At 61.4% G+C, this 23,579-nt stretch carries 22 protein-coding genes and 5 pseudogenes; 16 read left to right on the top strand and 11 right to left on the bottom strand.

All coding sequences use genetic code 11. The features are described 5' to 3' along the window. Positions 1-85: 85 nt before the first annotated feature. Positions 86-367: a type II toxin-antitoxin system RelE/ParE family toxin gene (locus tag ACT53T_RS02375; protein ID WP_476159837.1), complete on the bottom strand. Its 282-nt coding sequence runs from the start codon at positions 365-367 to the stop codon at positions 86-88. 3 nt (positions 368-370) lie between these two features. Then, on the bottom strand, positions 371-853 hold the full coding sequence (locus ACT53T_RS02370; protein WP_476159835.1) for a hypothetical protein: 483 nt from the start codon (positions 851-853) through the stop codon (positions 371-373). Positions 854-1,474: 621 nt separating this feature from the next. On the opposite strand from ACT53T_RS02370, the gene repA reads away from it, so the two are divergent. The 3 genes from repA (at position 1,475) to repC (ending at position 5,277) form a co-directional block, all read left to right on the top strand. Then, on the top strand, positions 1,475-2,692 hold the full coding sequence (gene repA / locus ACT53T_RS02365) for a plasmid partitioning protein RepA (protein WP_476159834.1): 1,218 nt from the start codon (positions 1,475-1,477) through the stop codon (positions 2,690-2,692). Beyond that, entirely contained in the window at positions 2,689-3,711 is a 1,023-nt protein-coding gene (gene repB / locus ACT53T_RS02360; RefSeq protein ID WP_476159833.1) for a plasmid partitioning protein RepB, read from the top strand. The genes repA and repB overlap by 4 nt, the downstream gene beginning before the upstream one ends. A gap of 231 nt (positions 3,712-3,942) precedes the next feature. Further along, positions 3,943-5,277, top strand: coding sequence for a plasmid replication protein RepC (gene repC / locus ACT53T_RS02355; RefSeq protein ID WP_476159832.1), 1,335 nt, complete (start codon positions 3,943-3,945; stop codon positions 5,275-5,277). A 42-nt stretch (positions 5,278-5,319) separates the two neighbouring features. On the opposite strand, the gene ACT53T_RS02350 is transcribed toward repC, so the two are convergent. The 3 genes from ACT53T_RS02350 to gstA form a co-directional block, all read right to left on the bottom strand. Continuing rightward, entirely contained in the window at positions 5,320-6,234 is a 915-nt protein-coding gene (locus tag ACT53T_RS02350; protein ID WP_476159830.1) for a recombinase family protein, read from the bottom strand. 492 nt (positions 6,235-6,726) lie between these two features. Then, positions 6,727-7,341 (bottom strand): type IV toxin-antitoxin system AbiEi family antitoxin domain-containing protein, encoded by a 615-nt coding sequence (locus ACT53T_RS02345; protein WP_476159829.1) that lies wholly within the window; start codon positions 7,339-7,341, stop codon positions 6,727-6,729. Between the two features lie 458 nt (positions 7,342-7,799). Then, positions 7,800-8,417, bottom strand: coding sequence for a glutathione transferase GstA (gene gstA / locus ACT53T_RS02340; protein ID WP_476159827.1), 618 nt, complete (start codon positions 8,415-8,417; stop codon positions 7,800-7,802). A 101-nt stretch (positions 8,418-8,518) separates the two neighbouring features. Between gstA and ACT53T_RS02335 the strand changes: the two genes are divergently transcribed. The 3 genes and pseudogenes from ACT53T_RS02335 to ACT53T_RS02325 form a co-directional block, all read left to right on the top strand. After that, a complete protein-coding gene (locus ACT53T_RS02335) occupies positions 8,519-9,397 on the top strand; it encodes a LysR family transcriptional regulator (protein WP_476159826.1) in 879 nt (292 codons plus the stop codon). Between the two features lie 294 nt (positions 9,398-9,691). Further along, positions 9,692-10,018 carry a hypothetical protein gene (locus tag ACT53T_RS02330; protein WP_476159824.1) on the top strand — a complete coding sequence of 109 codons (327 nt, stop codon included), beginning with the start codon at positions 9,692-9,694 and terminating at the stop codon, positions 10,016-10,018. Positions 10,019-10,308: 290 nt separating this feature from the next. Continuing rightward, positions 10,309-10,799: pseudogene (locus ACT53T_RS02325) on the top strand (IS3 family transposase); the annotation flags it as partial. A gap of 159 nt (positions 10,800-10,958) precedes the next feature. Here the strand turns inward: ACT53T_RS02325 and ACT53T_RS02320 are convergent. The 3 pseudogenes from ACT53T_RS02320 to ACT53T_RS02310 all read right to left on the bottom strand — a co-directional run. Further along, positions 10,959-11,015: pseudogene (locus tag ACT53T_RS02320) on the bottom strand (hypothetical protein); the annotation flags it as partial. Between the two features lie 120 nt (positions 11,016-11,135). After that, positions 11,136-11,381, bottom strand: a pseudogene (locus ACT53T_RS02315) (con-10 family general stress protein); the annotation flags it as partial. Positions 11,382-11,724: 343 nt separating this feature from the next. Next, positions 11,725-11,906, bottom strand: a pseudogene (locus tag ACT53T_RS02310) (ATP-binding protein); the annotation flags it as partial. A 527-nt stretch (positions 11,907-12,433) separates the two neighbouring features. Between ACT53T_RS02310 and ACT53T_RS02305 the strand changes: the two are divergent. Both ACT53T_RS02305 and ACT53T_RS02300 read left to right on the top strand, forming a co-directional pair. Next, entirely contained in the window at positions 12,434-13,141 is a 708-nt protein-coding gene (locus ACT53T_RS02305; RefSeq protein WP_476159823.1) for a hypothetical protein, read from the top strand. A 1,140-nt stretch (positions 13,142-14,281) separates the two neighbouring features. Further along, positions 14,282-15,001, top strand: a complete 720-nt coding sequence (locus ACT53T_RS02300; RefSeq protein WP_476159822.1) for a DUF421 domain-containing protein — start codon at positions 14,282-14,284, stop codon at positions 14,999-15,001. A 53-nt stretch (positions 15,002-15,054) separates the two neighbouring features. On the opposite strand, the gene ACT53T_RS02295 is transcribed toward ACT53T_RS02300, so the two are convergent. Beyond that, positions 15,055-15,912, bottom strand: coding sequence for an SDR family oxidoreductase (locus tag ACT53T_RS02295; protein ID WP_476159820.1), 858 nt, complete (start codon positions 15,910-15,912; stop codon positions 15,055-15,057). Positions 15,913-16,103: 191 nt separating this feature from the next. Between ACT53T_RS02295 and ACT53T_RS02290 the strand changes: the two are divergent. The 6 genes and pseudogenes from ACT53T_RS02290 to ACT53T_RS02265 all read left to right on the top strand — a co-directional run bounded on the left by ACT53T_RS02290 (position 16,104) and on the right by ACT53T_RS02265 (position 21,337). Beyond that, positions 16,104-17,959: pseudogene (locus tag ACT53T_RS02290) on the top strand (PQQ-dependent dehydrogenase, methanol/ethanol family). A 10-nt stretch (positions 17,960-17,969) separates the two neighbouring features. Then, complete coding sequence (locus ACT53T_RS02285; RefSeq protein WP_476159819.1) at positions 17,970-18,815, top strand: substrate-binding domain-containing protein; 846 nt, start codon at positions 17,970-17,972, stop codon at positions 18,813-18,815. A gap of 344 nt (positions 18,816-19,159) precedes the next feature. Continuing rightward, a complete protein-coding gene (locus ACT53T_RS02280; protein WP_476159817.1) occupies positions 19,160-19,522 on the top strand; it encodes a c-type cytochrome in 363 nt (120 codons plus the stop codon). Between the two features lie 63 nt (positions 19,523-19,585). Continuing rightward, positions 19,586-20,005, top strand: a complete 420-nt coding sequence (locus ACT53T_RS02275; protein ID WP_476159816.1) for a c-type cytochrome — start codon at positions 19,586-19,588, stop codon at positions 20,003-20,005. 548 nt (positions 20,006-20,553) lie between these two features. Further along, positions 20,554-20,877, top strand: a complete 324-nt coding sequence (locus ACT53T_RS02270; RefSeq protein ID WP_476159815.1) for an ElaB/YgaM/YqjD family protein — start codon at positions 20,554-20,556, stop codon at positions 20,875-20,877. A 70-nt stretch (positions 20,878-20,947) separates the two neighbouring features. Then, positions 20,948-21,337 (top strand): hypothetical protein, encoded by a 390-nt coding sequence (locus tag ACT53T_RS02265; protein WP_476159813.1) that lies wholly within the window; start codon positions 20,948-20,950, stop codon positions 21,335-21,337. A gap of 5 nt (positions 21,338-21,342) precedes the next feature. Here the strand turns inward: ACT53T_RS02265 and ACT53T_RS02260 are convergent, their stop codons facing one another. Further along, a complete protein-coding gene (locus ACT53T_RS02260) occupies positions 21,343-21,930 on the bottom strand; it encodes a diguanylate cyclase (protein ID WP_476159812.1) in 588 nt (195 codons plus the stop codon). Then, positions 21,920-22,354 carry a DUF1003 domain-containing protein gene (locus ACT53T_RS02255; protein WP_476159811.1) on the bottom strand — a complete coding sequence of 145 codons (435 nt, stop codon included), beginning with the start codon at positions 22,352-22,354 and terminating at the stop codon, positions 21,920-21,922. The genes ACT53T_RS02260 and ACT53T_RS02255 overlap by 11 nt, the downstream gene beginning before the upstream one ends. Before the next feature lie 310 nt (positions 22,355-22,664). Between ACT53T_RS02255 and ACT53T_RS02250 the strand changes: the two genes are divergently transcribed. Beyond that, positions 22,665-23,054, top strand: coding sequence for a PRC-barrel domain-containing protein (locus tag ACT53T_RS02250; RefSeq protein WP_476159809.1), 390 nt, complete (start codon positions 22,665-22,667; stop codon positions 23,052-23,054). Positions 23,055-23,234: 180 nt separating this feature from the next. Continuing rightward, a partial coding sequence (locus ACT53T_RS02245; protein ID WP_476159807.1) for a YciE/YciF ferroxidase family protein occupies positions 23,235-23,579 on the top strand: 345 nt, incomplete at its 3' end.

Raw genomic sequence — 23,579 nt, 5'->3', positions numbered from 1 at the left:
GGGGATGAGCCTGTCGGGCTATCCGCCGACTCGCCCGTTGCCTCATCGGCTCAAGGGCCAACCGTTGATTAACGTTCGAACCATTTCATGACTTTGGCCATTGTTGCGCGCCGTGCAGTACGCGGACCAGCTCGACGTGTGTCTCGGCGACGCGATAGACGACGATAAATGGCGTGCGTGGTACGAGCAGCTCGCGTGTGCCGCTCAGGCGGCCGGGCCGCCCGGAATTCGGAAACTTTCGTAAGCGTTCGACTTGAGACTCGATTTCATCCCACATCGCGAGCGCGGCTCTCGGCTTGTCCTTCGCGATGTGTTCGACGATATGGTCGAGGTCTTCGCCGTAGCTGTCGCGGCGAAACAGGCGCACGCGCTAACCGTTGTGTTCGGCGGCGCGACGCGCAAGCTCGGCGCGTTTTTCGGCCGCTCGTTGCGCCCATGAGTCTTCGTCTAGGAGTCCGATCTTGCCGGCATCGATCCTGTCGAGAGTGTTCTGCACCTCGGTACGAAACCACATGTCGTGCTCCGCCGCCTCGCGCTGCTTGCGTAACCGTTCGGCCTGGTCGGGGCGTCGGCGTGCGCCGGGGTCTGGTTCATAGGCTTGCGCGTCCACCTCGAAACGCACGACGCCGAGTTCGTCACGCACAAAGGCTGCCGCCGTGGCGAGGTTGCGCCAGAGGCGGGGTTTGCGAGCGCGCTGGGCGGCGATGGCGCGCTCAAGGACGCCGTAGCGTACAAGGACAGCCCATCCGCCCTTCTGGCCGAGGACGGTCGCACCGCGAACGGCATGCGCCTCGACGAGGTTCTGGACGGCTTTGCCGTCGATGATGTCGGGGACGGCGGGGCGCTGCGCCACTTTTCGAGCCATGGGTTCTGAGTGTGATGGGGTGGATTATTCAATAATCACGCGCGTATGTCGAGTCGGCCCATTATGACCTGGGTGAAATGCGCTAGGTGGCATCATGCCGAACTGCCGCGCGTCGATAGTTGGGAGGACGCACGCGGCTGAGCTGAACCGTAAACACCCGTGAGACTACGGTTGAAGCGCACGATCTTTCAGAGGGCTGGGCGCGTCTCGCGGGCGGTGACGGCGATGGATTTCGAAGGAGAGCCGTTCGTCGACCTCGGCATGAATAAGGGCGTCAGGATCCTCACCCCGCGTCATCGCGTGATGGATGATATTTTCGGGCGCCCGACTTCTGTTCTGGCGCCTCCCCTCCCCTCCCCTTTCCACATCGGGAATCATCGAGGTCGTCGCGTATTAAGGTGCGGGCTGTGGGCGTTCTGCATCTCCTTGGATAGATAGGGTTCGTTCGGGACTAAGTCTCGGGCAAAACTCCTTGTTTTCATTGGCGGGGCATCGATTAGCATTCCGTTAACTCAAAATCGCTGGACGTGTTTGGAGAATCGTGGCTATGTCTGACGCTCTAGGGGCGTCAAAGCGCCCTCTGACCGTCACAGGAATGCTGGAACGTTGATGACAGCTTTGACCTCGGCCAGCGTAGCCGGCGAAGACGCAGTCGACAAGATTGTGCATCACGCCGAGATTTTATCTACACATCTCCAAGATGTGCGCGAACGCATGTACCCACCTAGTGCAGAAAAAGGCCTCCGGTACTTCATGACGAATGAGGTATCCAAACTCACATCGATCCCTGAATCCACTTTGCGAACGATGTCGATTGAGGGAAAGGGCCCCGCGCCCGCTCGTCTCGATAACAACCATCGTGCCTATACTCTCGCTCAGATCAATGAGCTGCGGCAGCTATTCGCGCACCAAAAGCCTGCAGACGCTTTGCGGTTTCTTCCCCGCCGCCGTATCGGCGATCACCTTCAAATTTTGGCTATCGCGAATTTTAAAGGAGGGAGTGCAAAGACCACAACCAGTGTGCACCTCGCTCATTACCTGGCCCTCCAAGGCTACAGGGTTCTTGCAATTGATCTCGATCCGCAGGCCTCTTTATCTGCAATGTTCGGTGCCCAGCCCGAAGTGGATGTTGGCGAAAACGAAACTGTCTATGCAGCGCTACGTTACGACGATCGACGTCGACCCCTACGCGAAATCGCTCGTAAGACCTACTTTTCCGGTATTGATCTGGTTCCTGGCAACATCGAGGTCATGGAATATGAGCATGACACGCCTCGGGTGCTAGCAGAGAAAACTGGCAACTTTGGCACAGTATTTTTTGAGCGTCTTCGCTCAGCGATCGCGGAAGTCGAAGACGATTACGACGTCGTGATCCTGGATACGCCGCCATCGCTAGGCTTTTTAACTCTGGGAGCGATTTATGCAGCGACGGGGATGATCGTAACGGTCCATCCCGCGATGTTGGACGTCGCGTCCATGAGCCAGTTCCTTCTCATGATGGGGGATCTTGCGATCGTTATTCGCGACGCAGGCGCGACCCTTCGCCAGGATTTTTTCCGTTACTTGATCACGCGTCATAATCCAAATGATCTACCGCAAACAGAAGTTGTGACGATGCTTCGGCATCTCTTTGGCAGCGACGTGCTTGTTCCGACAGCGATTGAAAGCACAGCGGTCGAGGCTGCGGGACTAGCGAAGCGCAGCCTCTATGAACTGGAGCCAGGGCAGATAAGACGAGATACATTTCACCGAGCGCGCGAATCGATCGACGCGGTGAATGAGCGGATCCTTGGGCTGATCACGGAGAGCTGGGGACGAGCGGCATGACCAAGCGCGAACCACGAAAATCTATCATCGCAAATTTCGGCTCCCTCTTAAGCGATCAGCCAGGATCATCTGCAGGCAGCACCGCGGAGTCCAGTGTCGGTGGCAGGACCGTAGCGCGAGTGGGTGCGGGTGTTATAGGCGCGACCCAAAGAACCCTCACCGACATTAGGGAGGAACGGGACCGGCTACGCGCTCAACTCGAGAGTGGCAGCGGACTGGAGGTCGATCCTGATCTAATCGAACCTTCGCCATTTCCAGACCGGCTCCCAGACGACTCTGAGGAGGACTTTGAAACGTTCAAAAGACAAATCGAGGATGAGGGTCAGAAGATTCCCATTCAAGTCCGGCGCCACCCCGGTTCCCCCGGGCGCTATCAGGTAGTCTATGGGCATAGGCGGTGGCGGGCAGCCAAAGAACTCGGCCGTCCCCTCAAATGCATGATCGTGGACTATTCGGACAGTGAACTTGTTGTTGCGCAGGGAATCGAGAATGCGGCGCGACAGGATTTGACGTGGATTGAACGAGCTCTTTTCGCTTGGCGCATGGATGCCGCTGGGATCAAGGCTAGGGATATTCGAGCTGCCCTGGGTATTGACGACCCTGAGCTTGCGCGGTTCCGCTCTGTTTGTCGGGCTATCCCGGAAGGGATTCTTGAGGCGATCGGCCGAGCTCCAAAAGTAGGACGACCTAGGTGGGTCGAGCTTGCGGCAGCTTTGACAGGGGATCCGAGCGGCTTGGCCAAAATCGAAAAAACCTTGGCAGCTGACAAGGTCCTGGGGACTCGATCTGACGACCGATTCCGAATCGTGCTTGGAGCATTGAAGGCATCGTCAGCCGAACAAGGACGGGATATTCAATTACTCGCAAAGTCTGGGAGGGCCATCGGCAAGGCGACGTTCAAAGGTGGAGACATCAGATTTAGCCTTGCTCGCGAACATTCTGAGGCGTTCTCAGAGTTTCTGAGAGGAGAAATTCCAAACATCGTGGAACGATTTCTCGCGAGAGAAGAGGAGGCCTGAAAGCGGCCCATGCATGAGAAATGCCCGATGGAGTCGGGCCAATTTGAACGCAATTTAGAGGAAGCAACTTAGACGCAAAAGAAAAAGGCCCCCGAAACCAAGTCCCGGAAGCCCTTCTCGTTCTGTAGCAAGCCGAGATTCTCACTTCCGCGAATCACTGTCAAGCGTCTCGTGAGAGACTGACGTCGTTTCGGCGAGCGGATTTCTTTTGCCTGAGCGAGGCAAAGGATCATGCAGACACGTCCAACGACGCCCTTCGGGCGGCGGCCGCTGTCGCTCGCCATGGTGGCGAGCCAGACCGCGACCGAATATTTCTCCGCAAGGCCGGGCGCATCCGATACTGTCGTCCACAAATGGCGATTGTTTCGCGCGCTCACCGAAGCCAAAGAGCCGCTCGGCGTCACCGACCGAGCGCTATCCGTATTGCACGCGCTGCTGAGCTTTCACCAGGAGACAGCGCTCTCTTTGCCGGAGAAACATTCGACGTCTGCCGAAGCGAGTTCCGCCAGCGGCGGCATCGTCGTGTTTCCCTCGAATAAGGAACTCTCGATCCGCGCCCATGGCATGGCGCCGGCGACGCTGCGCCGGCATCTCGCCTGCCTGGTCGACGCCGGGTTGATCATTCGCCGCGATTCTCCAAATGGCAAACGCTTCGCCCGCAAAGGGCAGGGGGGAGCCATAGAGGACGCTTTCGGCTTCGACCTCGCGCCGCTCGTCGCGCGTTCGAGCGAAATCGAGAACCTCGCCGAGGAGGTGCGGGCCGAGAACCATGCGATCGCGCTGCTGCGCGAAAAGATCACCCTCACCCGACGAGACATCGTCAAGATGATCGAGACAGGATTGGGGGAGGGTGTTTCGGGCGATTGGGACGACGCGCACCAACAGTATGCGACGCTCTCGGCGCGCTACGGGCGGGGGCTTTCGCGCGCCGATCTGGAGGCTTTGGCCCGCGAACTCGCCGCATTGGCGACGGAAATCCACAAGACGCTGGAAAGGCACATAAAAGCTCAAAATATGAGCGGCAATGAGTCTCAAACTGAGCGCCACATACAGAATCAAATCACAAACTCTTCTGATCTTGAACCTAGCCTTCAAGAAGGCAGGGTGCAGCCATCCCAGCCAAATCTCGAAGAGCCCGGGGGAGCGATCGACTGCGCCCCAGAAACATCCGCTGATCGTCCTCGAACCGTCGATCCCAAGCCGACCCTTCGAGCCTATCCGCTCGGAATGGTGCTGGAGGCCTGTCCAGACATCGCCGATTACGGCCCGAGTGGCGAAATCTCGTCATGGCGAGACCTCGCTGCTGCGGCGGCGACAGTGCGCTCGGCGCTCGGCGTTTCGCCAGACGCCTGGTCACAGGCCCTGGATGTCCTGGGCGAGCATGACGCCTCCATCGTCATCGCCGCGATCTTGCAACGCGGCGATGAGATCAAGAGCGCCGGCGGCTATCTCCGCACCCTGACCGAAAAGGCGAGGACAGGGGAGTTCTCGCTCGGACCCGTGCTGATGGCCCTGTTGCGGGGCAAGACCGCGAAGGCGGCGCGCGAACGCAAGAAAACGGGGTGACGTAGCGGTGGACTTTCGGACGAGCCTCGTCCGTTCGCTCGCTTACAGCGCTTCGGCGTCGAGCAAACGGAGCTTTTCGGCGCGATCGAGCAGGCTCTTGACGGAGGAGGGCGCCCAGCGCGTTCCGCCGCGCGGCGTGCGCTCATACATGGCCTCGAGCTGCGCGCCGATTTGCGCGAGCGTCAGATCGGGATTGGCCCGCTTGATACCGGCGACGAGCGTGACCAGGCGCTCGCTGCTGATCTTTCGGCTGGCGGCTTGATGGAGGAGGCGGGGCTCGATCAGACCCTCGGCGACGAAACATTTGACCGCGCGCTTCAGACGCTCGACGGTCCATTGGGGCAGGGGAGCGCCGCTGGAGGCGGCGCGCTTGGCGTTGAGCACGCGCACGACATCCTGCCAGCGGTGATCCGGGCGCATTTGCCGGACGACCGGCAGCCAATGTTCGGCCGTTCGATTGACGCGCTCGAAATAATTCGCCGCCTTGGCGTCGACGATGCGCTGGATGGCGTCGCGGTCGCCAGCGTGGAGTTTAGGATTGCCGCCGATGCGGCCGCGTTTTTTGGCGGCGCGCAAGCCGTCCTTGGTGCGCTCGCGGATCAAGGCGCGCTCCAGCTCGGCCACGGCGCCGAGAACCTGCAGGGCGAAACGGCCCTGTGGGGTCGTGGTGTCGATGGGATCGGCGAGCGATTTGAAATGCGCGCCCTTGGCGTCGAGCTCGGCGATCACGGCCAGGAGATGCGACAGCGAGCGGGCCAGACGGTCGAGCCGCGCGACGACCAGCACGTCGTCGCGGCGCACCCGCGCCAGCGCCTTGGCGAGTTCCGGCCGCGAAGCCTTGGCACCCGACATGTGCTCGCGGAAAATCTCGACGCAGCCGGCCGCTTTCAGCAAATCGGTCTGGGCGTCCGTGACCTGATCCTCGGTCGAGACGCGGGCGTAGCCGATCAGGGGCATGGGTCATCTCCCCAAGGCCCGCCGACTGTACATTTTCCAAGACTGGTCTTTTCGTCAGCGGCGGCCAGAAAGACCGGCATCAGAAATGAGGCGATCGACGGGATAATTTGGTTCAGCGGCTCCCGCGCCATCGCGACCTCGGTGCGCGGAAGTAAGGCTTGCCACTGCGTTTCCTGCACCGGATCCGCGGCGATGGTCTCTGAAGTCCGAATGGAATTTCGATCGGCGGCGTTGTTCCGCGGCGCTCTGGGTTGCCGGTGCCGAGAAGATCGAGGTCGCCGGTCGCGCAATAAGGCGTCGGCCCCCACAGGCTGAAGGGGATAGCGCCTATCAGGATGAACCGCTCTCGATGCTCCGAAACGCTCAACCGATACAGGAGCTTTTCGATCGTGTAGCGGGTCAGGATCAGCTGAACATTCTCACCGGCGGCCCGCGCACGCTGGGTCAGGCGGTCTCGTAACGAGGCCGGGAGATTTTCGAGCGGCTCTCGTGTCACGAAAGCGCCGCCAGATAGGGTCGCATGACATTCTGGACGCGATCGATGGCGGCATAACGCCAGATTTCGTCGCGCGTGGCCCGCTTTTTCGTCAGGCAATCCCGTAGCGCCTCGATAGCCACGTCGAGGCCGATTTTGCCGCGATATTTGAAACAGTCGGCCACTGTTTTCGCTGGCGATGTAATGGGGACGACCACCCGATCGACAAGCTGCTGCTCGACTCCGGCTTTCAGCGCCTCACCGCTGGCGCGAAGAATCTTCAGTGTGACCGGCGGTCGCCTCGGCGCCCATGCCTTTGAGGGCAGGAGCATCCAGACCTGGGACGGAAGCTGGGTCGTCAGTTCATGATACTGGAGGGCCGACAGCAGTCCGATGACCCCGGAAGGAACGGATTTGGCGGCCTCGGCGAGACTATGGTGTGCGCTGATTTGGCTGTTGGCGAGTGCGTAGAGTCCCCGTCCGGGTTGCGTCAGCAGTCCCTCGTCTCGGAGGCGTTGAAGGTAGATGCGCGGGACTCCTGCTGCTTCGAAATCCCGCGAACGAGCAATCCCACGGTCGCGAGCGACGGCGAGAACGAGTTCCCTGAGGTTTTTGGCCTGGATCGCGGGCATTAGTTGCATTTGTCAGGTTGATATCACGAAACACCTAGAGTTTGCAACATATGTTGCAGAATTGGATGACATTACAAATCGGTCGTTTGAAAACGCAGCCGAAGGACGAAGTTCGCCGACCCCTACCCAGGGGAAAGCAGGGAGAAGGGCTGGAAAAACACGCCTTTTCGTCGATTTGCGGGCCGAAAGCTCGTCCTCCAGAGCCGTGACGAGGCTCGCTTTGGGCGGCCGCGGCGGCGCTTTTCGAACCGGCGGGCTGACGGGAAAAATGGATCTCCTATCAATAAAGCTAAAGTGAATATAACTTGATAATAGTCTCGATATGCACGGAATTAGAGTGAGGTTAGATCGCCCCAGCTCGGTTTCATTCGAGCGCCTGCAAGCGCCCTTCGGGACCGTCCGACGACCGCGCGCGTTTCGACGCTTCGCTTTAGTGGGCAATGAGCCGAACTTGCGCGTCATTCGACCGGAGGAATCTCTGCCTCCCTTGCCAAAGCAGCTCGGACGGACGCTCGCGCGTCGATCCGCTGCATGTAGAGCGCAATCGCCGGCCAATGGTCGAGGTCGATCGAAAAGCCCTTCATCCAGCCGAGCACGGTGAAGAGATAGGCGTCGGCCACCGTGAAGCTGTCGCCCACAAGATAATCCCGAGATGCGAGGCCCATTTCGATGAAGTCGAGCCGCCGAAACAGCTGGTCCTGAAAGATCGCCAGCGCCTCCTCCGGCAACGCTCGATTGAACAGTGGGCTCGATCCGGCATGAACCTCGCTGGTGATGAAGTTGAGCCATTCCTGGAGCCGAACCCGCGCCAGCGTACCGGCGGCCGGAGCCAATCCCGCTTCCGGCTTCAGGTCGGCCAGAGATTGAACGATGGCCGGTCCTTCGGTCAGAACCTCGCCGGTATCGAGTTCGAGCGCCGCGACATAGCCCTTCGGATTGACGGCGAGAAAATCCTCCCCCGTGGATGTGCGCTTCGTCCGATTGTTGACGCGTATGAGTTCGTAGGGCAGTCCGAGCTCCTGAAGCACGATGTGCGGCGAAAGCGAACAGGTGTCGGACGCGAAATAGAGCTTCATCGTTGGGGCCTCGCTGAGGGGGAAAATCGCCACCCACACTGGCAGGTCCCAGGGCATAATAAAAATTACTCGAATATTTTTCTAGTATAAGTGTAGCTACTATGAACCTGACCCAGCTTCAGAGCCTGATCGCCGTCGCCGAGTCCGGCAGCTTCACAGCAGCTGCGGATAAGCTCGGCGTCACCCAATCGGGGATGAGCCAAGCCCTGGCCGCACTCGAAGAGAGCCTGGGAGTTAAGCTGCTCATCCGGCAGCCACGGGGTGTCGAGTTGACCGCCTTCGGAGAGCGCGCGCTCGACCATGCGCGTGCGGCCCTTTCGCATCTGGAGGCGATCGAAAGGGAGGCAATGGCGCTGATCGGCGAGGAGACTGGCGCCATCCGTCTGGCGGGGTTTCCAAGCGTCTTCGCCACCGTCTTGCCGCCCTTGCTTCGGCGTTTTCGCACGCTCCATCCGGGCATCGACCTGGTGCCGCTCGAAACCGATGACATGGAAGTGGAGACTTGGCTCACGGCGGGATCGATCGACCTCGGCGTCGTTCTCAACCCATCTCCGGCCAGAAACGCTGTTCCGCTCGGACGGGACGCCTGGGTGCCGATCCTGCCGGCGGGGCATCCCCTGTCACGGCGTAATTCGGTTTCATTGGCCGAACTGGCAGCCGCGTCCTTCGTTCTCGCCACCGGTGGGTGCCATACGAACGCCCGCTCGCTTGCCGACGCGGCCGGCTTGACGCTCCAGAACGTTGAGATCGAGGTGCGCGACTGGTCGAGCGCGATTGCCCTGGTTCGGGAGGGCGCGGGTGTCAGCCTCGTGCCGGAATCCACCCTGCCGGAACAGCAACGCGGCTTCAGGGTTTCGAAACTCGCTTCACCGTTGCATCGCGAGTTCGGACTCGTCGCCTCGCCAGTGTGGCCGCCCTCGCGGGCCGGAAGTCTGTTCGTCGAGATGGTGCGTCGCTCGACTGCGCCGACCCTGGGATAGCGCAGGACGCAAGGACCCGGCGCCCTGACAAGCTCCAACCTCATGACGCGCCATCGACATCTCTCCTCCTTTCGCGCGAGGATTCAAGTGCGCCGCGTGGCCAACCGACCCGCGAGGAAAATTCGCGACGGAGCCGTTTTGGCTCTCTACAACAGCCGTCCGTCACCTCGCCGCTCAGCGGGTTAGCGGTCCAGAGCGCGCGATGATCGACGAAGGCCTAGGTTTTCAGCTCGCGCCCTGGCAGCTCCTACGGCTTCGCTGCGCCAGAGCGTAGCGATTCAGGCGACGGCGCTGGTGGCGCTTATCTCGGCGGTCGCCGCCGTCACGCGGCGTATCGACCGCCGCCACCTCCTCATCGGTTTCTCGGCTTTGTTGATCGCGTCGGATCTGCTCGTCGCGGCCGCGCCGGCAGCCGGCGGGTTCAACGGCGCTCGAAATGATGGCCATCAAACGCCCTTCGTCCCCCGACGCAAAGGATTGACGCCCATGTCCCGCAATCTCGTCATGGTGCTGCTCGTCGCCGCCGCGGTCGCGGCATTCATGAGCAAGGATGCTTCCCGCGTCATCCGCTCTGCCGCGAGCGCCGCCTATGTGGCGAAAACAGTCGCGCACTGGCGCTGATCCGATCCGCCAAGCGAGCCGGCGGCAAGAGTCGGCGATGTCGACGATCTGGAAACATGTCAACGCCTATCTGACGCGTTGGCTGATGCGCAAATACAAAAGCCTCGCTCGACATAAGATGCGAGCGAGGCGCGCCCTCGGGCGATTGGCGCAACAGTTCCCGCGCGCCTTCGTCCATTGGAGATTTGGATTTGTTCCAGCGGCCGGATGATGGGAGCCGGATGATTCGAGAGGATCATGTCCGGTTCTGCGAGGGGCCGAGGGTGGAACTCCCTCGGCCTACTCACCCTTATGTCTCGACTTGGCAAGGCTTCGTCTATGTGGCTTTCGTGATCGACGCCTTCGCTCGGCGGATCGTCGGCTGGCGCGCCTCGCGCACAGCGCATGCGGGCTTCGTGCTCGACGCGCTCGAGCAGGCGCTGCATGATCGTCGGACGGTTCACGGCGGCGGCCTCGTCCATCATAGCGACCGCGGCGTTCAATACGTCTCTATAAAATACACGGAACGCCTCGCCGAGGCTGGCGTCGAGCCATCGGTCGGCAGCGTCGGCGACAGCTACGACAACGCGCTCGCCGAGACGATTAACGGGCTCTACAAGGCCGAACTGATCTGGCGAAAGGGGCCGTGGCGAAACTTCGAGGCGGTCGAGTTCGCCACGCTCGAATGGGTCGACTGGTTCAACAACCGCAGACTGCTCAAGCAGATCGGAAACACTCCGCCGGTAGAAGCCGAAGCGCGCGCTACTATGCGCAACTCGCGGAGCCCGCCATCGCGGCGTGACTCAGACGAAATGGCCTCCGGCGATCCGGGCGCGGTTCAGTCGCATCTCGCCCGCGCCCTGTTCCTGCCGGGCCTGCCTGGCGCCGTGAAACGAAGGCCCCTGTCCCGCTCGGGGCGGGCAGGGGTTTCGATCTCGGCGTCGCGCCGAGCCGGGCGGCGTCAATGCTTCCGGTGCGAGCCGCCGCTGCTCTTGCCGCCCTTGTGACCGGCTTCCGAGGCGAGGCCCTTGTCCTTGGAGAAGCTGCGCTCCTCCGCCGGGACGTTCTCGCCGCCTTTGCGGCCGGCCTCCGAGGCGAGGCCCTTGTCCTTCGAGAAGCTTCGCTCTTCGGCGGGCACGCTCTCGCCGCCCTTGCGGCCGGCTTCCGCGGCGAGCGCGTGATCCTTGGAGAAGCTGCGCTCTTCGGCCGGCACATTGTGGCCGCCCTTGCGTCCGGCCTTGGCCGCCAGCTCTCTGTCCTTGGAGAAGCTGCGCTCCTCGGGCGGCACGCTCTGACCACCCTTGCGCGCGATCTCCTGCTGTTTGGCTTCGTCCATGGAGGCGAAGCCTCGCTTGGACGTCTCATGCGACTCGGTTCTGGGCATGGGAGCCTCCGGTCCTACGTGTGTCCGCCAACAACAACGGCGTCGAACCAAGGTTCCATCGCATTTCGAAGAAAATTGAACCGACGCGGCGCTGTCTTCGTTCGCGGCGAAGCTCGATGCGTGGCGTGCCCGTCACCGCACGAGAAATTCCACGCGCCGGTTCTGCGCGCGGCTCGCGGGATCGTCGCCGGCGACGAGCGCCCGCTCGGTCGCCGAAGCCGGCGCTCGACAGGCGCTCGGTCGCGACGCCTCGACGAGAACCTTGTCCGCTCGTCTCTGACGCCGGCGCAAGAAGCGTCGGCGATCTTCCGGCGCAAGCAGATATATGAGGAGCTGCACCCGGATCCTTGGCGATATAGGCGAGATCGTCGGGGACCAGCAATTGATATTTGTCGAGCTTGTCAATCGCGGCTTCGAGAGTGAGGTCGCGTCGCGCGACTTGCAGTCTCTGGACGAGATCCTCGTTCTCGCGACGAGAACGCGCCAGCCGTTCTCGATGAGCGCCAGGCCGAGCGCCGCCGCCAAGGGCCTCGAATGGGCGTATTGCCTTCGGCTTGAGCCGCGCCGGCTCCGATCGCGTTGCTGCTGTTGTTGCGCCACACGCATTGACCGTCCTCGCACACCCACCCACCGGCGCTTCTAAGCCGGCGAGCGTCTGAAGCCGCAAAGTATCGAGTACGGCTTTCGGGTCCCCGGCGCGTCGCGCCACCCCGCCAGCGCCGGGGACGACCCCCTTCACGAAGTAGTGAATCGTCGAAGCATGCGCTTGCGTTTCGCAACGCGACGCGCGACCGAGCCCCGCGTTCCCGCGTAACTTTATCGGCGACCTGCGATCACGTCCTTCCGATGCACCGGCCTTCGATCTCCGCGCGAATCGCAAAGCTTCGTCGCGGCGCTCGCATGTTTTTGCAAAGCTCGCGCGGGCGCGATTACACCACTAGACGCGGCGGCGCTGTTCGGAACCTTCCATGCGCGGGCACGTTCAAAGTCTCGTCGGCTGGAGGCGCTTCGGCGGCGCGTGAAGCGTGCGCTCGCGGTTCAGGGAGACGAAGATGAATCTGCTGAAGATGTTCGCGTTCGGCGCGGCGGCGCTGGGCTTGACGGTGGTCGCCGATACGGCGAGCGCCATGTCGGCGGCTCGGCTCGGGACCTCGCTCGGAGCTCCGGTCGCCGACGTCGCTTACAGGGGCGTCCGACAGGGCGAGAGATGTATCTGTCCGAAATATTCCTCAAGGGGCCGTTATGGCGTCTATGCGGGCGCTGCTCCGGGACGATACGGCCAGACATATGAGCAGAGAACTTACAGCCGCGGCGGCGCCTATCGCGGCGGCCGCGTCTATGGCTCCAAAGGCTACGGGGCTTACGCGGGGGCCGCTCCAGGCCGATACAGCGAGACCTATGAGCGGAGAAGCTATGGCCGCGGCGGCGGGTATCGCGGTTCGCCCGGCTATGCTTACGAGCAGGGCCACGGCATTCGCGGCGGAGGCGCCTATTTGCAGCGCATGCAGCGAGAGACGACCGGACGAAGCGGCTATTCCGGCAAAATAATCGGAAATGGCGTTCGGGGCCAAGAGCGGGGAACGTCTTTAGAGCGCCGTTCGGTCAGTCCGGGCTCGTCTGGCGCGGATCAGCAGATGAAAGGCGGCGCGATCGGCGGGCAATCCGGCGCCGGCGGTTCGAATGCGACGTCCGGAGCGCGCGCGAGCGGCTCCAAGGGTGGAAGCTCCGGAACGAGCGGGACGTCTGGCACCAGCCGCTGATCGGTCTTTCTGAGAACGCATGAGAATTGTCGTCGGCAGCGGTCGGCGACAGTCGTTTCAGAGCCGCTTCAGCAGCCGGCTCCGCAGCGCATTCTCCGCGCTGAACACGTAATCGAGCTTGGCGCTCGTCATCGTGCGAGCGCCTTTGGCGGGCGTCATTCGTCCACATCGGCGGTCTCCGCGAGAATCAGACCGCCTCATTGCATCACAACCGATTCATCCGATTAAACGTGTCCTCGGACCGACACTAAGACGCGCATGCGGGCGTCGCCCGCTTTCGGACCGACGCCCGCATTTCCTAGAGTTTTCGGATCATTTGCATGAGTTCGCTCTCGCAGCAGCCGATCGTAATGATCTGAAACCCTGCGTCGCCAGCGCCTCGATACTCCGCATTACAGCTTTCCGTCGCTGCCGTGTTTGCGCTGCTGTTATCGATTATCCATCATCTCCTCAAGATGACGATAACTCATCTCGATGTCAGCAGTAGCGCAGGCGAAAGAACCCAAAGCGGCATTAGCGAAATAGTCAAAATTTCCTGAGGCGGAGGGTTGAAACAGCCCCACTCTTCTCTAGCTCGTCGGCGTAGGAGCCTCTTGGAGGAGGCGTCTTGGAAGCGCGGGTGCATGCGGGCGGCAGCGTCTAGCGACAGCGCAGTCGTTCGCATGCATTCGAGCGCAACTAGAAATGTTTGACCATGATCAAAGTCGAATTTGAACGACAGGTCGCGGCCTGCCTATTGGAGGTCCTTCAGCGGCGGCTCGAGCTCATCCATCATATTGAAAATCATCACCCGCAAAGGCTATCGACATCGACCCAGGAAGAGCGGTCCGCTCTTTGTCCGGCGATCGTCGCGCTCGAGCATGCGCTCAAGGGGTCAGCTCGCTCGAGAACGGCTGACGTCCCCTAACCAGAGATGCGAGCACAATTCCTGCTGATATTATTTTGATTGTTCGTATGAAACTGCGGAGAAAAAGTGTCCGAACCGCTTCGGAAAAAATCAAAGGTTGTCGGTCGCCTCACGGGGATAACGTGGGTGATGCGAACTCGAGTCGGGAGGAATTTCGGAAGCAGTCGGCGCATGTGAGTGCTCGACCCATCGCTCGCATGCCCTTACTGATGTGTGAAAGCCGTGCATGGCAAATGATCAGCGTCCCTTCGCCGTCGGGTCTCAGGATCTACCGAACGCTGCAGTCGATTTTCTCCGCATTCGTACCCAGTGCGGTTGCGACCGTCCAGCAACGGTTCGTCGCGATTCCTCGAACACGCGGGCCGCATGCTTTGGCCGCGAACGGGCGGTGGCGCAGTCGGTTTTTTTGTCGTCGGCGTATCTCTCGGCCGACGTCGACGGAGCTGTCAGACGTGCGATCATTCTACGAACTCATCGGCGATGACGGAACAGTCCTCTCCTCATTGCAAATGAGCTTTCGCGCGATCATCCTCTTTTTCTACGGACTGCTCTTGATCCGTCTGTTTGCGAGCCGCGCTTTCGGAAAGCAGAATCCGCTCGAGATCGCAGTCACGATCATTGTCGGCTCCAATCTCAGTCGGACTCTCACGGGAGACACGCCCTTCGTGCCGACTATCGTGGCGACGGCGGTCATGGTCGTTACCTTTTGGCTCGTCGAGCTGCTCGCTGCACGGTCCAGGACGGTTGGATATTTCGTCAAAGGGCGCCCGACGCAACTCATGGAGCATGGCCACGCGGATCGAGCCTCGATGAGGCGCGCGGGCGTGAGCGACGCGGATATAGACGAGGCCGCGCGCGAGTCCGGGTTGAGCGGCGCGGAGGAAGTGGACGAGGCGGCGTTGGAGCGGAGCGGGAAAATCAGCACGCGCGCAAAGGGATCGTCGCGAGAGTGAGCAGGCCGCGACGCTTCCGACGCGAACGGCCTCGACCTCGGCCGAGAAAGATTTTAGAGCATTGGACGTCCGCCCGTCACCGCGATCGTCGCGCCGGAGACATAGCTCGAAAGCGGATCGGCCAACATTACATAGGTGGTCGCGAGTTCGGCGGGCTGTCCTGGCCGCTTCATCGGTGCACGGCCGCCGAAGCCGACGACCGAGTCCTCCGGAAGCGTCGATGGGATGAGTGGCGTCCAAATCGGACCCGGCGCCACCGCATTGACGCGAATGCCCCTGTCTGCGAGCAGTTGTGCCAATCCCGCCGTGAAGTTCTGGATGGCGCCCTTGGTCGTCGCATAGGCGAGCAGAGTGGGATTAGGATCGTCGGCGTTTATGGAAGTCGTATTGATGATGGAACCGCCCGGCGGCATATGCGGCACGGCGGCTTTCGTGAGATAGAACATCGCGTGAATATTGACGCGAAAGGTCAGCTCCCACTCTTCGTCACCGATGCATTCTATGTCCTGATAGCTCGCCTGATACGCGGCGTTGTTGACGAGAATATCGATCGCGCCGAATTTGGCCGCCGCCTTCTCGACAAGTGCGCGGCAGTGGGACGCTTGTCCTATGTCGCCGGGAAACAGCACCGCCGAGCGGCCCGCCGCCTCTACCAGACGTTTCGTCTCCTCGGCGTCCTCTTGCTCGTTCAGATAGGAGATCAAGAGATCGACTCCCTCGCGGGCGAATGCGATAGCGACGGCCCTGCCGATGCCGCTGTCGCCGCCGGTGATGATCGCCTTTTTGTCCACGAGCCGCCCGGACCCCAAATAGGAGTTTTCGCCATGGTCGGGAAGCGGCGTCATCTTTTTCGTCATGCCGGGCGGCGCCTGTCGCTGCTTCGGAAAAGGTGGATGCGAATACTCAGGCATTCGTCTTCTCCACTCCGTTGGACGCCGGATGGTCGCCGGTGCAACGCTTCTCGAGATTGGAGGTTCCCGGCGGAGGAAGCCGCGGCCGCCGAGGTCTCGGACGAGTAGTTCAAAGTCGTCGACTGCGCGGCTCGCCCTATGTGCGCATTGAGGATCATTCAGTTCGATCCGCCTTGTTCTCGAGGTTTGTCATGCGCGCCTCACAAAAGCTTCGATCTGCGCTGATTTCGAAATGTCTCGTCGCAGTCTCCGTTTTGGCGGCGTTTCCCTGCATCTCCGCTCCGCGGGATCTCGTCGCGCTCTCGTCGGAACCGGCGAATTGGCCGATGGCCTCGCGGGACTATGAGAACACGCGCTTCAGCAAGCTCGATCAGATCGATAGTCGGAACGTTGGACAGTTGCGGCTCGCATGGTCCTTCTCCGTGGGCGCGAGCCGGGGCCAGGAAGCCGCGCCGCTGATTATCGACGGAGACATGTATGTGGTCGCGCCATATGACGGGCCGCATCCCAATCAGGTCTTCGCGCTCGATGCCGCAACGGCGAGCTGAAATGGTCCTACGCGCCCAAACCGAACCCCGCCGCCAAAGGCGTCGCGTGCTGCGACGTGGTTAGCCGAGGACTCGCTTATGACAATGGCAAAATATTCCTGAACACTCTCGACAACCACATGGTCGCGCTCGATGCGCACTCCGGGCGCGAGCTATGGGTAACGAAGCTTGGCGACATCAATCTCGGCGAGACCATTACCATGGCGCCGCTCGCCGTGAGGGGCAAGGTGCTCGCGGGCAATAGCGGCGGCGAGATGGGCGTGCGCGGCTGGCTCGCCGCGGTCGATCAGATCTCCGGCAAGGTCGCCTGGCGCGCCTATGCGACCGGCCCCGATGCCGATGTCCTCATCGGTCCGGATTTCCATCCTCTCTATGAGTGGATGAAGGGCGCCGATCTCGGCGTCACGACATGGCCTCCGGATCGCTGGCGAACCGGCGGCGGGACCGCCTGGGGCTGGCTGTCCTATGATACGGAGCTGCGATACGTCTATTACGGCACCGCCAATCCGGGGCCCTGGAATTCCAATCAGCGGCCCGGCGACAATCTCTGGACCAGCACGATCTTCGCACGCGACGTGGATACGGGCGCGGCGAGATGGGCCTATCAAGCAAATCCGCATGATCTCAGGGACCATGACGAGATCAACGAGAATGTGCTCGTCGATCTCCAGATGGAGGCTGGTCTCCGCAAAGTTCTGCTGCATCCCGGCCGCAACGGCTATATGTATGTCATCGACCGCAAGACCGGAGAGGTGCTGTCCGCTGACGCTTATGACAGTGTCACTGTTTATAAGGGCGTCGATCTGCAGACGGGCCGCATTCGGCCCGATCCCGCATTCGAGCCGGCGCTTGACAAGACGATCGAGAATATCTGCCCCGCGCCGCCGGGAGCTAAGGATTGGCAGCCGACCGCCTGGTCGCCCAGGACCAGGCTGCTCTATGTGCCGCATCAGCATCTCTGCGCGAATTTCAAGACCAGCGAGGTCGGCTATATCGCCGGAACGCCTTTCGTCGGCGCTACAGTCGATATGTATGCCGGGCCGGGCGGCCACCGGGGTGAGTTCATGGCCTGGGATCCAGTGAAGCGCGCCAAGGTCTGGGCAATCACCGAGCATCTGCCGGTATGGAGCGGGGCGCTGGTGACGGCTGGCGATGTCGCCTTCTATGCGACGATGGACCGAATGTTCAAAGCCGTCGACGCCCACACGGGGAAGCTGCTCTGGCAGTTTCGCGGCCCGTCCGGCTTCATCGGACAGCCTGTCACCTATCTCGGACGTGATGGCGTGCAATATATCGCCATCATCTCCGGCGTAGGCGGATGGCCGGGCGTGGTTGCGAATGGGGACGTCGATCCGCGGGTGCGTAATTCCGCGCTCGGTTTCGTCGGCGCCACGCAGGACCTGCCGCTCTACACCGTGGGCGGCAGCTCGCTGCTCGTCTTCTCGCTCGGGCCGCCGTCGACGTCACCCCAAGGCGCCGCGGAGAGTCCCTCGCCCTAGGAGGCGCGCAATGAGGTTTTGTGGCTTTTTCCGCATCGGAATCTTCGGGGCCTCGGCGCTCGTTCTCGGTCGCCTCGCGATCGGAGCGGCTCCTGCGCAGCCGGATGAATTGCGCGTTTGCGCCGATCCGAATAACCTGCCGTTCTCGGATTCGAGTGGCGAAGGTTTCGAGAACAAGCTTGCGGAGCTGGCGGCGCGCGAGCTGGGAAAGAGCCTCTCATACACATGGTGGGCGCAAAGGCGCGGATTTGTGCGCAACACACTGAACGCGCGGCTCTGCGACGTTATCATCGGCGTTCCGAAGCATTACGATCTCGTCGAGACGACGAGCGCCTATTACCGCTCGAGCTATGTTCTCGTCTCGCGGGCCGATCGGCGCTTGGAGCTATCGTCCCTGCAGGATCCGCTTCTGAGGGAACTCAAGATCGGCGTTCAGCTCATCGGCGACGACGGGATGAACACGCCGCCCGTCCATGCGCTTGGTCGGCGCGGGATCGTCGACAATGTCGTCGGATACACTGTCTATGGCGATTATGCGCAGGCGGCGCCGCCGATGCGGCTGATCGAGGCGGTCACGGCAGGCGAGATCGACATCGCCGCCGCTTGGGGCCCGCTTGCTGGCTACGCCGCCTCGCGATCGCCTGTCCCGCTTCGCATCGTCGTCATCGACGCCGGAGAAGAGCCGGCGTCTCTGCGCTTCGCATTCGAAATATCCATGGACGTGCGCAAGGGCGACCATGCGTTGAAGCGGCGCCTCGACGAAATCATCGTGAGCCGGCGCGCAGAGATTCGCGCGCTTCTGGAATCTTTTGCCGTTCCACTGCTTTTGGAAGAGAAAGGCGCCGCGCCGAGATAAAGGAAGGCGAGATGCGACCAGGATGGAGCCTTACTCGGAGCTCGATCGCCGCCGTTGCGGCGCTGCTCGCATGTGAGGCGAGCGCTCGTCCCGTCGGACATCCCACGAGTCACAAGGCCGGGCGCGCCGCAGCCAGGCCAGAGGCAATGAAGCCCGAGACGCCTCGACCGACGCCCGCTCTGCCGAGCTGCGAGGCGCAGGCGACGAGCTGTCCGCGCGATTTCGACGCGAGTCCGAGGCGCGTCTTTGACACCCCGGTTTCCGCCTTGGTCCCCGGCAACGCGTCGCCGAAGCAAAGGCTCGACAATCCGGTCGGAGGTGACCCGGAAGGCGAGCAGCGTGGGATGAGCTATTTCGTCACTTTCAACTGCGTCGGCTGTCATGCGCCCAATGCTGGCGGTGGCATGGGCCCGTCCTTGAGCGATCGGCATTTTGTCTATGGCGGCGATCCCGCCAATATTTATCTGAGCATTTATCAAGGACGGCCGAATGGAATGCCGGCTTGGGGCGTCACGCTGCCCGAGCAGATTATCTGGGACCTTACCGCTTATATCCAGTCGGTCAGCAAGGCGCCGACCAAGAGCTGGGGTGAGACCTTCTCCCGCGATACGATGAAGATCGAGCAGGTTCCGGCGGAATTTGTCCAGAGCGCGACGCCTTGGAGCCATACACAGTCATTCTCATTCGGCCAGAAGCCGCATCGATGACATTGGTGGAGGAGCGAAAGATGGATCGAGTGCTCGCGTCCACCGTATTGGGGCAGGCCGCACATGAATTATCTGGAATGCTTCGACGGCAATGCCAATGATATAGCATGGGCGGCGAGGCTGACGATGCTGGCGATCGCGCTCCTGCTCGCATCATGCGGAGAGTTCGCACGAGGCGGCGCCACGGCGAGCGTCGGCTCCGACGGCGATCCGCGCAAAGGAGCCGAGGAGATCGCGAGAATGGGCTGCGGCGCCTGCCACTCCATACCGGGCATAGCGAATGCGAAGGGCGTGGTGGGCCCTCCGCTCACCGAGATCGGTCGCCGCGCATTCATCGCCGGCCGGCTTCGCAACACACCGGAGAATTTGAAGACATTGCTGCGCGATCCGCAGAAGATTGTACCCGGAAACGCCATGCCGGACATGGGACTGAGTGAGGAGCAGTGCGCCGACATAGCGGCGTATCTCTACACCCTGCGCTGAGCGGCGGCCGGCGTCTCGGCGACGTCGCGTCGATCGAGGAGGGGCGGGTGAGCGTCGAACGTAGCTCCAAAATTGAAGCCGAGCAGATGCTGCATGCGCTCGCCGCGGAGGCGGAGAAATGCCGACGCTGTCCGCTCTACCGCGATGCGACCCGCGTCGTGATCGGAAGCGGGCCAAGCGATGCGCGCATTTTTGTAGTCGGCGAGATGCCAGGGGATCGCGAGGATTTGGGCGGCGTCCCATTCATCGGCCCCGCGGGGAAGGCGCCGGTTGGGCCTGGCGACAATCCATCCTTCTCTCCTGCTCCGCCTGAGAGACGCCGCCCGTCGTTCGGCGGAGTTCCGGGCGTTTGTTGAGGATTTGCGCGCAGCGCTTACGCTCTCGGGCTCTCGAGAAAGCGAAAGGGGATGAAAACAAGGTCCGGCGGCCCTCTCGTCCGAGATCGGGAATGTGCCGGCGAGCAAAAACGCGGAAATAGCGCAGCGTGGGCCGGAACCAGCGTCTCGATGCGACGTTTTCAGCGCGCTACCGGAGGAGAGGAGTCGATCATGGGAATGCGAGGCAGCGAACTCCAAGACGACCTCGAGAGCCTTAAGGAGGATTTGAGCGGGCTCGCGAGCCACTTGACAAAGGCTCTCGGAGAGACTGGCTCCGACGTGGGAGAAGATGTGCGCAAACGATTTCAAAAGCTCGGCGGCGATATCGATCGGGTGATATCAGACGTCGGCTCGAAGGGACAAGAGGTGGCGCGCAAAATAGCGCCCGAAAATGTCGGCGGTGCGATCGAGAACTCAGTGCGGGAATATCCCTTCGTCAGCTTGGCGATCGCGGTCGGTGTCGGCGCATTCGTCGGTAGCCAGCTTCGTCGTTGAATGAGGGCGAATTGAGGTCGATGTGCTCACGAGGCTGATAGGAGACGCACAGGAGGCGGTCGAATCCCGATTGACGAAGGCGGGGTCGGCCGTCGTCGTGGCGGCATGCGGCGGCGTGGCGATGGCGTTTTTTACCACCGCTGCCTTTGTGTGGGCGCAATCCACGATTGGGACTGTGAATGCGAGCCTTGTGCTTGGGGCCGCTTTTCTGGTGCTGGGGGGAGTGATCCATTTGCGCGCGAGACGGCGCGCGCGGCGCCTTCGAGCTGAATCTATCAGGGCTCGCGTGGCGGAATCGGCGTCCGGATCGGACGCGCTCTCGGCTCCGGCGATGATCTCGACAGGCGTCGACGTTCTACGCAAGGTTGGCGCCAGTCGTCTGATTCCCGCGTTCGTTCTCGGAGTGATCGCCGTAGCCGTGTTGCAGATGCGCGAAAGCGACGGGAAGGACAGGAGCTGATCCTTCTATTCGCCTTCCGCACGCCGCGCGGCTTCGGGCGTGATGCGCCAATTATTCGTGACGAGGCCGCGAATGAGCCCTTCGACGTAGGGCAGGAGATCGAAGACGAGCGCCGCGACGAGAAGGGTGGCGATATAGGCGGTCGGCAACGGCTCTCTTTTCCAAGCCAATTCGAAGCGCGCCGGCGCATCGCCCATGCCGACCAGCGCCGTCGCCTGCTCCCAGTGGCGCGCCGCGATCAAGAGCAGCGCCATCAACGGAATCATCTCCAGAAAGCTGTGGACATGCTGTTCCATCGGCGTGACCAGGCGCTTTGATGACGCATAGGCGACGTCCCAGAAGGCGGTGGCCTCATGCGATATGAAAGCGATCATCATGAACGCGATCACCAGCGAGTCGATCTCGAGGAACAGAGCCGCCAGCAGTGGAAGGCCGATCTCCGCGAACATGAGGAGATGGATGGCGGATTCCTTCGCTCCGGGTGTTCTCTCGATAAATGTGGCCCTGTGGCAGAGCCAATCGCCAAACCCCGCGGCGAGCCAGATTGGCATGACGAAATACATCAAAATGAGTAGCGTCGGGTCAATGTGCATGGCGAGGCCCTCCGTCACAGCAATCAGGAGATAACAAGGAATTGTTCTCGCGCTTCACCTCCTCAATTTTCTCGAGCACGGCTTCGGGCGCGACGTCGCGTTTGAACTCCTGCAGCTCACCGCGATCGATGTCATGTTCGAGACCGAGGTGATCGGCGATCGCCGACACCAATGAAACCAACCGCGTCACCTCATGCTCGGAGAGCAGGCTGATCTGAAGGTCGAGGTCGGCGCGATCGCGATCATTCTCCGTCATGCGACTCTCACTGATCATAATGAAGGTCGAGAGGAATATGGCTTCGACCGATGTCGTCGTCGCGAGCAAAATGAAATTCGGGTCGAAGGGGCGGATGAACGGCAGAGCCTCGAGGTTGATCGCAATCCAGAGGATGAGAATGATGACATGGATGTCGACGAAGGACATGCTGCCGGTGAAGCGGGTGATTAGGTCGGCCGCTGTCGCCTGAAACCGGCGGCGGCGCGGTCGCGGCGACGTCGCTCGGTCAAAGACACGATATTTCGATCGATTACCGAGCCGAGAGTCGAATTATCGGCCACTCGCTTATCCTTCGATTCAGAATGAACGGTCATGTTCTGCCTTTCGCTCTGATCGTGACGGCCCTCGAAGTGCGGATATAGGCCTCGCGGCCGCTTTTTGCGGATTTTGTCGGCGAGGGGGAACAATTTCGCGGCGGATGTCGTTTCCCTGCGATCGAGTCCAGGAGGAGAAAGCGATGACATCCTATCGTTATGCCGCCGTGGTGGCGGCGACCTTGCTGACGACAGCCGCCTGGAGCCAGGCGACCGCGCCGGTTCAATATCTCTCCGTGCAACCGGACGCGGTCTTCAGCTCCAATGTGGTTGGACTGGACGTCTACAATCTGAAAAACGAAAAGATCGGCGATATAGCGGACGTGGTGCTCGAGCATGGCGCGCTCGAAGGCTATGTTTTATCCGTCGGCGGCTTCCTCGGAGTGGGAGAACGCTACGTCGCGGTGCAGCCCTCGTCCATCTCGATTAAATACGACGATTCCGGGAAGAAGTGGCGCGCGACTGCCAATGCGACCAAGGATCAGCTCAAAGCGGCGCCCGAGTTCAAATATCATTCGAAGTGGAAAGGCTGAGCGTTGCAGGCGAGGCGCGTTAGGGTCCTTGGCGGGCTATGTCGCGTCTCGCCAAGGCCCGCGCTAGACTTCGATTTCGTCAAGGGCATTTTTTCCGCGGCCCCGGAACCTGCCCCGAAATCGCTGGTTAATCCGGACTACTCAGCGACGAGAAAAACAGAGCCGAACCGGGAGGACAACATGGGACTGTTCAGCCGAGACATCGAGAACCTGGACGATCTTTTTCTGCATCAGCTGAAGGACATGTATTACGCCGAAAATCAGATTCTCAAGGCTCTTCCGAATATGATCGACAATGCATCGTCGGCGGCGCTGAAGAATGCGCTGCAGACGCATTTCGGCGAGACGCAACAGCAGGTACGGAGGCTCGAGGAGATATTCAAGCTGCAAGGAAGCGAGGCGCAAGGGGTGGATTGTCCCGCCATCGATGGGATCATCGACGAAGCGCAGGAGGTGAATTCCGATATTGCCGACAAATCGGTGCTGGATTCGGCGCTGATCGCTTCGGCGCAGTCGGTCGAGCAT

The sequence above is a fragment of the Methylosinus sp. DMC45 genome (assembly GCF_056313885.1).
The sequence above is the reverse complement of the archived record's forward strand: the minus strand, read 5'-3'. Positions and strand labels throughout refer to the sequence as shown.

Coding starts and splice junctions, on each gene's coding strand:
- repA (WP_476159834.1), top strand. CDS start 1,475: ATGACAGCTTTGACCTCGGCCAGCGTAGCCGGCGAAGACGCAGTCGAC.
- repB (WP_476159833.1), top strand. CDS start 2,689: ATGACCAAGCGCGAACCACGAAAATCTATCATCGCAAATTTCGGCTCC.
- repC (WP_476159832.1), top strand. CDS start 3,943: ATGCAGACACGTCCAACGACGCCCTTCGGGCGGCGGCCGCTGTCGCTC.
- ACT53T_RS02350 (WP_476159830.1), bottom strand. CDS start 6,234: ATGCCCCTGATCGGCTACGCCCGCGTCTCGACCGAGGATCAGGTCACG.
- ACT53T_RS02345 (WP_476159829.1), bottom strand. CDS start 7,341: ATGCCCGCGATCCAGGCCAAAAACCTCAGGGAACTCGTTCTCGCCGTC.
- gstA (WP_476159827.1), bottom strand. CDS start 8,417: ATGAAGCTCTATTTCGCGTCCGACACCTGTTCGCTTTCGCCGCACATC.
- ACT53T_RS02335 (WP_476159826.1), top strand. CDS start 8,519: ATGAACCTGACCCAGCTTCAGAGCCTGATCGCCGTCGCCGAGTCCGGC.
- ACT53T_RS02305 (WP_476159823.1), top strand. CDS start 12,434: ATGAATCTGCTGAAGATGTTCGCGTTCGGCGCGGCGGCGCTGGGCTTG.
- ACT53T_RS02300 (WP_476159822.1), top strand. CDS start 14,282: ATGATCAGCGTCCCTTCGCCGTCGGGTCTCAGGATCTACCGAACGCTG.
- ACT53T_RS02295 (WP_476159820.1), bottom strand. CDS start 15,912: ATGCCTGAGTATTCGCATCCACCTTTTCCGAAGCAGCGACAGGCGCCG.
- ACT53T_RS02285 (WP_476159819.1), top strand. CDS start 17,970: ATGAGGTTTTGTGGCTTTTTCCGCATCGGAATCTTCGGGGCCTCGGCG.
- ACT53T_RS02280 (WP_476159817.1), top strand. CDS start 19,160: ATGAGCTATTTCGTCACTTTCAACTGCGTCGGCTGTCATGCGCCCAAT.
- ACT53T_RS02275 (WP_476159816.1), top strand. CDS start 19,586: ATGAATTATCTGGAATGCTTCGACGGCAATGCCAATGATATAGCATGG.
- ACT53T_RS02270 (WP_476159815.1), top strand. CDS start 20,554: ATGGGAATGCGAGGCAGCGAACTCCAAGACGACCTCGAGAGCCTTAAG.
- ACT53T_RS02260 (WP_476159812.1), bottom strand. CDS start 21,930: ATGCACATTGACCCGACGCTACTCATTTTGATGTATTTCGTCATGCCA.
- ACT53T_RS02255 (WP_476159811.1), bottom strand. CDS start 22,354: ATGTCCTTCGTCGACATCCATGTCATCATTCTCATCCTCTGGATTGCG.
- ACT53T_RS02250 (WP_476159809.1), top strand. CDS start 22,665: ATGACATCCTATCGTTATGCCGCCGTGGTGGCGGCGACCTTGCTGACG.